This window comes from Paenibacillus sp. J31R34 (assembly GCF_059383715.1).
Window position 1 is genome coordinate 95,604 of sequence record NZ_JBXENU010000016.1, and the last position, 11,386, is coordinate 106,989.

Below are 11,386 nucleotides of genomic sequence, written 5' to 3' on the forward strand. Positions count from 1 at the left end.
GCGAAATTTTAGGATATTTACGGAAAAGAGAGTCTATTTCAGCATGAAAAATTAGTTTTATCGCCGTAAAGGTCACTTATTCTCGCTTTTATAGCCGTTTTTACTCAATTCCGAAACATTTTTTACCGTTTTCGGTCGTCAAATTGGCGATTTCGGCCACCGATTTTCCTAATATTTCTGCTGCCGCTTCCGCAACGAGCGACACATAAGACGTCTCATTTCGTTTCCCACGGAATGGATGAGGGGTCAAATATGGGGCATCCGTTTCGATCAAAATTCGGTCGCTCGGAACCATCGCAAGCACCTCTTTTGGCACCCTTGCATTTTTGAATGTAAGCGGTCCACCGAACGAAATATAGAAGTTCATATCTAGGCATTTTTGAGCCGTTTCTGGACTGCCGGAAAAACAATGCATAATGCCTCCGACTTCAGATGCATTTTCCTCCTTCAGCAGCTTGACAACATCCTCATGAGCATCGCGATTATGAATAATAATTGGTTTTTTCAGCTTTTTGGCTAATCGAATTTGCTCGCGAAATACACGGTGTTGTACGTCCTTAGGGGACGTATCCCAATGGTAATCCAGTCCGATTTCGCCAATGGCTACCACTTTAGGATTAGAGCACAAATCCTCAATCCAATTAAGATCCTCTGGCAGCATATCAATGCTGTCAACGGGATGCCAGCCGACCGCGGCGTATATAAAATCATATTTTTCTGCAAGTGCAAGCGTAGTTGGAATCGTTTCCCTATTAAAGCCAATATTGACCATTAAATCCACCCCTGCTGCACGCGCTCTTTCGATAACGGCTTCGCGGTCTTCGTCAAAATGTGGGGAGTCCAAATGCGTGTGTGTGTCGAATAAAGAAATCATAGCTCAGCAAACTCCTTCTATATTATAGTTTAAGGTGAAACGGTCGAAAGCCGTCCTTTGGCGGCGCGTTTCAGTCCGAGAAATATAGAGAAAGTATAGCAAAATCAAATACTTTCCTATATTTTAAATAACTTTCGTACTTTATCGCTTAATTGATCTGCAGAAGCACGCAGCTTCTCTTCCGGATAATACAAATGGGACTGGCCCTGATGAAGCCCGGTGATGGAACGAATGATGTCGGATTTCGTGGAAATTTCACTGACAGCCTCATACCCGTCCATTAACAAAATCGGCGTCTTTTCCTCTTTTCCGCCTTTTTTCGTATCAGGCTGATACACATCATAGGGTTGATCAAATGGAAAATCAATTTCCATATGGTAATCCGGATTCAATCCGATCGCTGCAAATTGTTGTCTTACTTCATTAAAGAGGCTAATATCCGGTTTATCCAGCATAATGTATTTATAGAGGCGACGCGTCAGAAAACGATCACATAGCTCTGCGAGCAGCTCATCGCCCTCGTCGCCCCATTCTGTAAAGGCCGTCTGCAAATAGGCCTCATCCAGCTTCAAATATTGTTTAACGTCAATTGTCCCGTCAAGCAGCCGTTTGAGCGGCTCCGGCATCCAGCCAAAAGCATAGCCACCCTCATAAAGCTCCTTCGCTCTACGAAATATTTGTCTAAGGATGATTTCCGAGCTTCTTGTCACCGGATGAAAATAAATTTGCCAATACATTTGATAGCGGGACATCAAATAATGCTCTACGGCGTGCATGCCGCTTTCTTTAACAACGATCTTTCCATCTATAGGACGGAGCACGCGCAAAATACGCTCCAGGTCAAAGTTGCCGTAATTAACGCCTGTAAAATAGGCATCCCTCAATAAATAGTCCATACGGTCCGCATCAAGCTGGCTGGAAATCAACCCGCTGACAATTGGATTTGGATATGTCTTATTAATAACAGCTGTTACATGTTCAGGAAAGTCGTCTGCTACATTTCGTAGTACACGATTGACCTCGGTATCCTCAAGCAGAATGCTGCAGGTCCACTGCTCGTGATGGGTATCGAATACTTGCTCCAACGAATGGGAAAATGGCCCATGACCAACGTCATGCAGCAGGGCAGCGCAAAGCGCCAATAGCCGCTCCTCCTGCGGCCAGCCGGGAAAACCATTCCGCTCGAATTGCGAAATAATCTTTCTAGTGATTTCGTACACACCAAGGGAATGGGAGAATCGGCTGTGCTCAGCGCCATGAAAAGTGAGATAAGAGGTTCCAAGCTGCCGTATACGCCGTAATCTTTGAAACTCCTTCGTGTTGATTAAATCCCATATTGTCTGATCCTGGACATAAATATATTTATGAACAGGGTCCTTAAAAACTTTTTCTTCCGATAGCTGTCGGTTCATTCAACAAATCAACTCCTTTTGTTCTCTGGTTCGACATAAAAAAGTAAAAAATATGTCGAAGAATGTCGCAAAACAGTTTCCAAAATGTCGAAGCTGTTGTATTCTATAGTAAGAGTAATATGACCTTACTATATAGTCAAACTCCCTTAGTAGCTGCAATTTGCTTCAATAATTTCAGTTGACTATTATGGGAAACGTTGGTATTATAGTAGACATAAAAAGAGAAACTATGTCGAAAAGTGACGAATACACTTTTTGATGAGAGGGGAAACAAATTATTATGATGAAGTCCACAGGTATTGTCCGTAAGGTTGATGAATTAGGTCGCGTTGTTATTCCTATCGAGCTTCGCCGTACGCTTGGTATTGGAGAGAAAGATGCACTAGAGATTTATGTAGACGGCGAGCGCATTATGTTGAAGAAATACGAGCCAGCTTGTATCTTCTGTGGTAACGCTGAGAACGTATCTTACTTCAAAGGAAAAATTGTTTGTCACATTTGTTTATCAGAAATGCCTTCACCTGTGACAAAATAAAAAAAATAGGTTATAATAGCCTTATTCAACTAGTTAATTCTAACCTTTTAATACTCCTTATTGCCTTCCTGCGCTAGAACCCGGCCAGGAAGGTCTTTTTTTTCTCTATTTTTTGTTTTTCTAGCGGTTTACTTCATTATAAACATCACGTTTTGATAGACCACGATCTGTAGCGGCCTTTTTAATCGCGTCCTTACGCCCAAGCTCTGCTTCATAATGCTGCACATGCTCTTCCATGCTCAGCTCCGCCCACCAAGCGGCAGCAAGTTCCCCCGTATTCTCATCCGAGTTACTTCCTTCTATTATAAGACAGTACTCCCCTAAAGGCGGATTTTCCTCAATCCAAGCGATACATTCCGTTACTGTCCCACGCGCCATTTCTTCAAAACGTTTCGTCAGCTCCCGCACCATCGCGATGCGGCGATCTCCCAGATGCTCCAGTATGGCCTCCAGTGTCTTCCGTAAGCGATGCGGCGACTCATACAGCATCAAGGTGCCTTCCTGTGCATGAAGCTGAAGCAGCCACTTCGCAAGCGACCTTTTCTCGCGCGGCGGAAATCCAGCAAACATAAAACGCTCCGTTGGCAAGCCGGATACAATTAAAGCCGACAAGGCCGCATTTGCACCAGGAATCGGAACGACAAAAATACCCTGCTCTACCGCCTCGGCTACTAAATCCGCACCGGGATCGGAGACAGCAGGCAGCCCCGCGTCACTTACAAGAGCAATGGATTGGCCCTCTTGCAGTAATCTTATAAGCTCAGTGCCACTCGCTTGCTTATTATGTTCATGATAGCTGACAAGGCGTGTAGCAATTTCAAAATGGGAAAGAAGCTTACGTGTCTGTCTCGTATCCTCGGCAGCTATAAGATCAACTTCTTTCAACGTGCGAATCGCGCGAAAGGTCATATCCTCTAAGTTTCCGATTGGTGTTCCGACTAAATATAACGTCCCGGCACCATTTTGCTGCGGCCCGCTAAAGCTTTTTTGCACAAACATTGTTGAGCCCTCCTTCTAGCATTCCACTAGGCTAAGTATCATATACCATAATCGGCGGCAGCAGTCTCAGCTCTGGTCTTCCATCGCGCATAGCCTCAATAAGCACCATATTCGCTTCGCCATTTTTATTCGGATGAATGAACTGTACCCGCTTCGGCTCCAGCTTATACTTGCGCATCGTCTCAATAATTTCTACAAAGCGTGATGGGCGGTGAACCATAGCGACCTTTCCAGCTGGACGCACAAGTCTTGAGCATGCTTCAACAATATCTTGCAAGGTACCATGCACCTCGTGCCTGGCAATCGCATAATGCTCATTTTCATTAGAGTCGCCTGCTTCAGCCGACATATAAGGCGGGTTTACCGTCACCGCATCATAAGTTCCATAAATCGCTTTATTCGCTGCAAAATGTCGCAAATCCGCTTCTACAATATTAATTTGCTGCTCCAGCCCATTCAGGCTAACGCTCCGCCTAGCCATATCTGCAAGTCTAGGCTGAATTTCCACCGCATCAATTTGCGCTTTCGTCCGCCCTGTCAGTAACAATGGAATGACTCCATTCCCTGTACAAAGGTCAATAATCTTTCCTTTCTTCGGAATACTTGCGAAGTTGGAAAGCAGTACCGCATCTGTTGAAAAGCTGAATACTTCCCTGCTCTGGATAATTCGCAGTCCGGTATCCATCATTAAATCGTCCAATCGTTCATTGGCTTCCAGCTTGATTTGATCTTCCACGACTTTCCCACTGCTCCCTTGACATAAAGATACCGTCCTCTTAGCAAGGACGGCATAGTGTTGACCGATTGCATTATTTATTTAAGAAGGATAAGCAGAAGAGACAATCTCCTTCTGTCCGCAAATGCCCATAATAGACATTGCAGATATGAAAGCCTTCATGGTAAAGTCTGGCCAAATTATCATGCCCTTCTCCTACGGAATATGCAGCTGCATCTTCCGCGGAGGTGAACAGATCGGCTGCTTCTGCCTGCTGCTCTACCTTTGTGCTCGTCCCCATCGTCTTGCCCGCAGCTGATTTTGAAGCTCCTGCTGCCTTGACTGGCAAAGGCTCCTCCACTTGTGGCGGAACAGTTTCCCGTTTCAAAATTTTGCGCAGCTGATGGTTTTCCATGCTTAACCGCTTATTCTCTTCCAGCAGTTCCTTCACTCGCAGCTTCAGATCCCCAACTTGGCGATGAAACTCGCCCATTTGGCTATCAAGCTGATCCATTTGAACAAAAATCTCTTTTTTCTCCAAGTTCCCACCCCAGAGCTTCAAGCATCGTCTTGCACCTTAGCTGTAAGCATTGCGCTTGGTCGTTTGGACATGCTATGAATTGTTCTTAATGCTGTCATTTCAAAATGACATCGTCTAACGGAAGTTCCTTCGGTTTCCCCGAAACTTCAAACAAGTGCACGTACACAGTTTTGGAACCAACATTGATTCCCGTTACCTTGCCTTCACCAAGCGAAGTGATAACGATTTTGCCGATGGCTGGAAGCTCTTCTCTCGAGCTTTCATAATTGTCATGCTCGTATTTCAAGCAGCACATCAAGCGGCCGCATAAACCAGAGATCTTTGTCGGATTGAGCGACAAATTCTGATCCTTCGCCATCTTGATTGAGACTGGCTCAAAATCGCCCAGCCATGAGGAGCAGCATAATATCCGCCCACATGGTCCGATGCCGCCAAGCATCTTCGCCTCGTCACGAACCCCGATTTGCCGCAGCTCGATCCGGGTACGAAATACGCTAGCCAAATCTTTCACAAGCTCGCGAAAATCCACCCTGCCCTCAGCTGTAAAATAAAAAATGATCTTGTTGCGATCGAACGTAAATTCGACATCAACCAGCTTCATCTTCAGCTGATGGTCTTTTATTTTGTCTGAACAGGTTGAGAATGCAGCTTGAGCAGCAGAACGATTCTCTTCTACTACCTTCGCATCCACGTCGCTGGCGATTCGTATAACACGCTTTAACGGAAGGACAACATCCGATTCACCGACTTGCTTTTGTCCAACCACTACTTTGCCATACTCGATCCCCCTGGCCGTCTCAACAATGACATGCTGGTCCTTGTCAACGGGATGCAGGGCTGGATCAAAGTAATAAATCTTACCCGCCTTCTTAAAGCGGACACCCACGACATTATACAAGGATTTAGCCCTCCTGTAAGTTTACCATTAATTGCTCTAAAGCGAGTTGAGCAGATACATTCGACCGAATACGCTTGCTTGCTTCGAGTGTATGCTCCATGCAAGTGACCCAGCCTTCAACTGGCCGGCTGAATGCATGCTTGCTTATCCATTCCAACTGATCTATATATACAATATCTTCTTGCCTTCCGGCCTGAAATTTAATCATGTCCTTAAACCATAATACAAACAGAGATAACAGCAGCTGTGGATCTTCACCAATATCCTTCTTAATGAACTGCTGCTGGACGGTAATCATTGCCGCGGTGAATCGGGTCAGACTGTCCTTCCCTAATTGTATCACTACGTTTCGGATTTCTGCAAACTGATTCTGCTGGATGATTTCCCTAGCACCGTCCAATCCTGAGCTCAGCTGTACAGCTGCGCGGGCAAGAATGGAGGGCAGTCCTTCATTTGTTAACGTTTGAAGCATCTCGGCGGAAGACATCGGGAGGAACGGCACCCACTGTGTGCGCGAACGAATGGTCGGCAGAACAGCTTGTCCATTATCGGTTATTAATATCGCTACAACAGGGGATAGCGGCTCCTCCAAAAATTTCAGTAGGCTGTTCGCCGCTTGAAGCGTCATCGTCTCTACTCGCTCAATCATGTATACTTTTCGTTTCGCCCCGCTGCCCCGCAGCCCAAGCTCCCGCTGCAGCTCGCGAATTTGATCAATCTTGATCGACTGACCTTCCGGAGCGATCCGAATCATATCCTGCTGATTGTTATTATCGAACTTGCGGCATTCCAAGCAGTGGCCACAGGCATCATCTCCACCGCTTGTACAGAATAATGCTTTAGCGAAAGCTTCCGCCATCGCCAGTCTGCCACTGCCCTTCGGTCCATAAAATAAATAAGCATGCGACACTTTACCGCTTTGCAGCGCATGCTGTAAAATACGCTTCGCTTTCCATTGACCGGTTAGCTGCTCCATGCTCATAAGCTCAAATATTCCTTCCTCGATCGAAGCCTTCCCGACCTAAAACAATAAATTAATTAGCATGCCACGCACTTCACCAATTCGGGCTAGCAATTCAATACGCCCTTCTTCGGTCTCCAGCAGCTCCTCGGCCATGTTAACGAGCTCTGCATCAATCTCGTCAAGCAGCTTGTAGCGCTTCGTGCGGCCTCGGCGGTCAAAGCCTCTCAGCTCTTTAAGCCCAATACCGCGCCTAACGGTGTCCTCCAGAAATTTCTTTACCATCTGGCGGTACAGCTTTAATTCGCGCACCGTCATCACTCTGGATAAATGATCGCCCTGCCTATGAATGTCCTGCAGCTTCTGCTGCAATTGCTCTTGTGTCCGCTGTGCTTCCTGCTGAACCATAACATCGCCAAAGCTCTTCATCTGCGGCTGCTTGGAAGCTAGGTCGTTATTCGCGCGATTCGCCCCAAGCGGACGAAAGCCTGGATCAATTTTCATCCGTTATCACGTCCAATCAGAAATGTTCAAAGCGTTCTACCGGAACGACGAATACAGCAGCGCCACCAACTTGTACTTCTACCGGGAAAGGAATGTAAGAATCCGTTGAGCCGCCGATTGGCGATACAGGCGTAACTAGTTGATCGCGCACTTTGCAGTTGGTTTTAATCACTTGAAACACTTCATGTACGCGCTCGTCTTCAATACCAATCATAAATGTTGTATTGCCAGCGCGCAGGAAACCGCCCGTACTTGCCAGCTTCGTTGCCCGAAATCCTTCTGTCACAAGCGCATTCGACAAGCGGTTGCTATCCTTATCCTGAATAATCGCAATGACTAATTTCATCCTGATTCCTCCCATTATTTGTTGTCGTTTAAACGTAAACTGTTAACTCTGCTTTATCCAAAAAATGCTAGATCCGGCTCTCTATTGCGGTCAAAACATCGTTGAGCACAATATCCGGCTCCTGATTCGCATCGACTCGGACTATTCGTTCAGGAAACTTCTCCAGCAATATAAAATAACCTTCCCTTACTCGCTCATGAAAAGCGATTTCCTCCAAATCAAGCCGATTAATCTCACGCTCATCCGATTGTCCAATACGGGCAAGACCTACCTCTGGCGTCACATCCATGTAGATCGTAAGCTGCGGCATCGCACCTTCAATTGCAAACTGATTAATCGACCATACCTCTTCCATGCCAAGACCGCGCGCATGTCCCTGATAGGCTAGGCTGCTGTCCACGAAACGGTCGCAAATAACAAGCTTGCCTGCTGTAAGTGCTGGCATGACCTTCTCTACAAGATGCTGTCGCCTTGAAGCCGCATACAAGAGTGCTTCTGTCCTAGCATCCATTGCCGTATGATTCCGATCCAGTATGACCGATCGGATCTTCTCCGCAATAGGAATGCCTCCCGGCTCCCGAGTGGTCAACACTGCTTTGCCCTGCTGCTGCATCTTATGCGCAAGCTGCTCAATCAGTGTCGTTTTCCCCGCTCCTTCGCCGCCTTCTATTGTAATGAAAATACCCTTATTCAACGGTTCGTAACTCCTAATCTATGAAACTGAATTTTTCAGCGAAATGCTTACTTCCATTTTAACAAAGCGACTTTCCCTTGTATACGAGCTTTTGCCGCTTAATCATATTTATTCCACGATTGCAATGGATTGCATGGCTGGATCTACCGCTCCTTGGAACTTCGCTCCACTGCTTGCAAGCTCCTTTATATAGCCCAGAATTTCCACAGTCAGCCGTTCTCCGGGATATACAATTGGTATGCCTGGCGGATAAGGAACGACCATCTCTGCCGCCTTACAATTTACCGCACCTTCCAGCTTTACTCTTACCACGGACCCAATACTTGCTCTCGAAAAGGTAACAGGCTCTACCGATTCTGGCAAAAACAGAGGGCTCCCAGCTCTTGCAGGCGGTTGTTCAGCTATTACCCGTCCTTTAGAAGCGATAATCATCTCTACCGCTTGACAGGCTTGAATAAGACGATCCACGTCCACGAACTGAATGCCTATCCCCAGCAAAAGAACGACATGGCGCATATCCGCCATTTCTGCCCAGCACCCCTGCTGTTCCAGCAGCTTCAATATCTCAAAACCACTTAACGCACCCGTTCGATCCCATAATACAATTCGCAATGGATCTAATTGATTGTAAGCAGGAGATACTGCTAACCTATCAGCATACGGTGTTAATATCTCAATTGCCGCACAGCTCTCTTCTATTCCCATACGCAAATATGCCGCAGCAGCTAGCGCATCTTCAAACCATCCAGCTCCTGCTGCCTCTATCATTGCACGGGAAATATCGAGCGAGGCCATTATTGGAAAAGAAGGGCTTGAGCTTTGGATCGTAGCTAAAGCTTCCCGTACTGCGAATCGGTTAATAAGCTCCCCCTGCACATGTAGCATCGCTCCCATTGTAAGTGCAGTGAGCGTTTTATGAGTGGACTGCACGACGGCATCAGCACCAGCCGCAATCGCTGAGCCTGGCAGCTCAGGATGCAGGCCGTAATGGGCACCATGTGCTTCATCGACAAGCAGCAGCATGCCACCCTGATGAATCGCTTCAGCGTAAGGCTGGAGGTTCACGCTCATCCCATAGTAATTCGGAGTATTGAGAAATACAGCTTTCGCCTGCGGGTATAAGTCCATCGTCATCTTCACCTGTGCAAGGGAAGGCTGCGTCGCAATTCCTGTTGGTTCATCGATTTGCGGCATTATAAATACCGCCCTGGCACCCGCCAGCTTCAAGCCGTTAATGACTGACTTATGCACGTTGCGCTGTACAAGAATATAATCCCCAGGCTCACATACAGCCAGCAGCATAGCTAGATTGCCAGAGGTGCTCCCTCCCACGAGAAAAAAGCTTTCCTCCGCGCCAAAGCAGCGTGCTGCCAAACTTTGCGCTTCGGCAATGGCCCCCTCTGGATGATGCAAATCATCCGTAGCGGACAGTTCTGTCACATCCAGCTTCATAATCGCTGCAAAAGTCTCTTTCATTTCTTTTATAAAAACGGGCTCCAGCCCTTCGCCTTCCAACTCAGGCTTATCCACTCTAAATGCGTGGCCGTAGCGATGCCCAGGTACGTGGAAACTAACCGGCTGCGAATCTGTATGTTTAAGCAGCATTTCATATAATGGAGCATGTACATGTTGCATCAAAGATAGCCGTTCCTTTCACTATAAAATTAAATCTATTTTAAAGGATTTGTACATGCCTATATTTCAAGAAAAAAAGAGCGAATTCTATAGTTAGAGTTCGCTCAAGCGTTTTTTTCAATGAAGATTTGCTTCATCTGATGGATAAAGAACGGATATTTAGCATCTTTAACGTCGGTTTGCACCATTTCAATTTCGCATGATTGGCATATAAATTCAGTAACGATGCGAATTCCTTCACCCTCGGCTTTATGCTCACCGCATATAATACAATGAAGCTGATGATTTTCAAGCATTCGAATCCCGCCTTTCATCCCAACTCTATAGCTACTATTATGGCATATATTCTAGCTTTTTAAACTTGTTTCATAGCCCATTTCAAATATTTATATATCGTATGCCGCGAGAGCCCAGATGGTGAATACAAAATTACCCGTATGCTATCGCGGGAAGACTCTAATTAACCGATATATATAGGACAGGCTTGAACGTTATGGAGGGATGTTAGAAAGATGCGTCAATCATTATCTGAGCAGCAAGCTGCAACGATTTATCAATACCAGCTTGTTAAACGCAAAATTATTAGGCCAGAGCTTGTCCAAAGCCATATCCTTATTGCGGTTATATTCGTGGCTTTTCAGCTTATTATGTATGGAAGAGATGGACTTTTCAGCTGGTTGTTCGGCTTTGCAGTCATTCAGGTCATTCATCTCATTATCTTGCTGCTAACCTTTATTCGAGTGGATGAGGCAGCTGATCGCCGCTGGGTCTGGGGCATCACGCCACCTTGGTTCGGCTTTAAGCCTGCCAACGATATTAAGCTTCAGCTTTTTCGCCGCGTACATCGCCAGTTATTCTGGATAGGACTTTGCGGGACAGGCATCTTATATCCATGGATTTCGGAATCGCTCATGATCAGCATAATCTGTTGGCATCTGTGGCTCATCGTTCCACGCCTCCTATTATCCGTTACCTTCCGCAAGCAAAAAAAAGAAGGCATTCTCCGTCTAGGAAAATACGAAGCCTCGTACTACCACCGTTAACTTGCTTCTTCATAGCTGCATCATATTTATTATCATTAAAAAGAAGCTGTCCCTCAGCCAGAAATGGAGGATCAGCTTCTTTTTATGTATATTTAAACTCAAATTCATAAGGTTTTGTTAAAAAACGAAACAAAAAACCTGCCGCAAACTGCGACAGGCTTCTCGTGCTTGGCGACGTCCTACTCTCCCAGGACCCTGCGGTCCAAGTACCATCGGCGCTGGAGGGCTT

Annotated in this window: 14 protein-coding genes; 2 read left to right on the top strand and 12 right to left on the bottom strand. The window is 46.2% G+C overall.

The features are described from left to right. Nucleotides 1–100: 100 nt before the first annotated feature. Both AC50YG_RS29665 and AC50YG_RS29670 read right to left on the bottom strand, forming a co-directional pair. Nucleotides 101–874 carry a TatD family hydrolase gene (locus AC50YG_RS29665; protein ID WP_341280302.1) on the bottom strand — a complete coding sequence of 258 codons (774 nt, stop codon included), beginning with the start codon at nucleotides 872–874 and terminating at the stop codon, nucleotides 101–103. Nucleotides 875–990: 116 nt separating this feature from the next. Beyond that, on the bottom strand, nucleotides 991–2,286 hold the full coding sequence (locus AC50YG_RS29670) for an HD domain-containing protein (RefSeq protein WP_494832285.1): 1,296 nt from the start codon (nucleotides 2,284–2,286) through the stop codon (nucleotides 991–993). Between the two features lie 280 nt (nucleotides 2,287–2,566). Here AC50YG_RS29670 and AC50YG_RS29675 point away from each other — a divergent pair, with 280 nt between their 5' ends. Next, a complete protein-coding gene (locus AC50YG_RS29675) occupies nucleotides 2,567–2,821 on the top strand; it encodes an AbrB/MazE/SpoVT family DNA-binding domain-containing protein (RefSeq protein WP_012772023.1) in 255 nt (84 codons plus the stop codon). Between the two features lie 120 nt (nucleotides 2,822–2,941). Here AC50YG_RS29675 and rsmI read toward each other — a convergent pair whose 3' ends face one another. From rsmI to AC50YG_RS29725, 10 genes are all read right to left on the bottom strand, one after another. Further along, the gene (gene rsmI, locus AC50YG_RS29680; RefSeq protein ID WP_473755390.1) at nucleotides 2,942–3,820 is read right to left on the bottom strand and encodes a 16S rRNA (cytidine(1402)-2'-O)-methyltransferase; all 879 of its coding nucleotides are present in this window, start codon (nucleotides 3,818–3,820) and stop codon (nucleotides 2,942–2,944) included. Between the two features lie 31 nt (nucleotides 3,821–3,851). Continuing rightward, the gene (locus AC50YG_RS29685) at nucleotides 3,852–4,508 is read right to left on the bottom strand and encodes a tRNA1(Val) (adenine(37)-N6)-methyltransferase (RefSeq protein ID WP_341282810.1); all 657 of its coding nucleotides are present in this window, start codon (nucleotides 4,506–4,508) and stop codon (nucleotides 3,852–3,854) included. A gap of 121 nt (nucleotides 4,509–4,629) precedes the next feature. Continuing rightward, nucleotides 4,630–5,049: an initiation-control protein YabA gene (locus AC50YG_RS29690; RefSeq protein WP_445933818.1), complete on the bottom strand. Its 420-nt coding sequence runs from the start codon at nucleotides 5,047–5,049 to the stop codon at nucleotides 4,630–4,632. Between the two features lie 121 nt (nucleotides 5,050–5,170). Next, complete coding sequence (locus AC50YG_RS29695; RefSeq protein WP_046234497.1) at nucleotides 5,171–5,974, bottom strand: PSP1 domain-containing protein; 804 nt, start codon at nucleotides 5,972–5,974, stop codon at nucleotides 5,171–5,173. A 4-nt stretch (nucleotides 5,975–5,978) separates the two neighbouring features. After that, entirely contained in the window at nucleotides 5,979–6,956 is a 978-nt protein-coding gene (holB, locus tag AC50YG_RS29700; RefSeq protein ID WP_473755389.1) for a DNA polymerase III subunit delta', read from the bottom strand. Between the two features lie 39 nt (nucleotides 6,957–6,995). Then, nucleotides 6,996–7,439: a YaaR family protein gene (locus AC50YG_RS29705; RefSeq protein WP_338553787.1), complete on the bottom strand. Its 444-nt coding sequence runs from the start codon at nucleotides 7,437–7,439 to the stop codon at nucleotides 6,996–6,998. 16 nt (nucleotides 7,440–7,455) lie between these two features. Further along, nucleotides 7,456–7,785, bottom strand: coding sequence for a cyclic di-AMP receptor DarA (gene darA, locus AC50YG_RS29710; protein WP_099517854.1), 330 nt, complete (start codon nucleotides 7,783–7,785; stop codon nucleotides 7,456–7,458). 67 nt (nucleotides 7,786–7,852) lie between these two features. Continuing rightward, nucleotides 7,853–8,479 carry a dTMP kinase gene (gene tmk / locus AC50YG_RS29715; RefSeq protein ID WP_473755388.1) on the bottom strand — a complete coding sequence of 209 codons (627 nt, stop codon included), beginning with the start codon at nucleotides 8,477–8,479 and terminating at the stop codon, nucleotides 7,853–7,855. A gap of 108 nt (nucleotides 8,480–8,587) precedes the next feature. After that, nucleotides 8,588–10,114 (bottom strand): aminotransferase class I/II-fold pyridoxal phosphate-dependent enzyme, encoded by a 1,527-nt coding sequence (locus AC50YG_RS29720; protein WP_494832300.1) that lies wholly within the window; start codon nucleotides 10,112–10,114, stop codon nucleotides 8,588–8,590. A 104-nt stretch (nucleotides 10,115–10,218) separates the two neighbouring features. After that, nucleotides 10,219–10,410 carry a sigma factor G inhibitor Gin gene (locus AC50YG_RS29725; protein ID WP_081418785.1) on the bottom strand — a complete coding sequence of 64 codons (192 nt, stop codon included), beginning with the start codon at nucleotides 10,408–10,410 and terminating at the stop codon, nucleotides 10,219–10,221. Between the two features lie 216 nt (nucleotides 10,411–10,626). Between AC50YG_RS29725 and AC50YG_RS29730 the strand changes: the two genes are divergently transcribed. Next, entirely contained in the window at nucleotides 10,627–11,157 is a 531-nt protein-coding gene (locus AC50YG_RS29730; protein WP_338553784.1) for a transposase, read from the top strand. Nucleotides 11,158–11,386 lie beyond the last annotated feature (229 nt).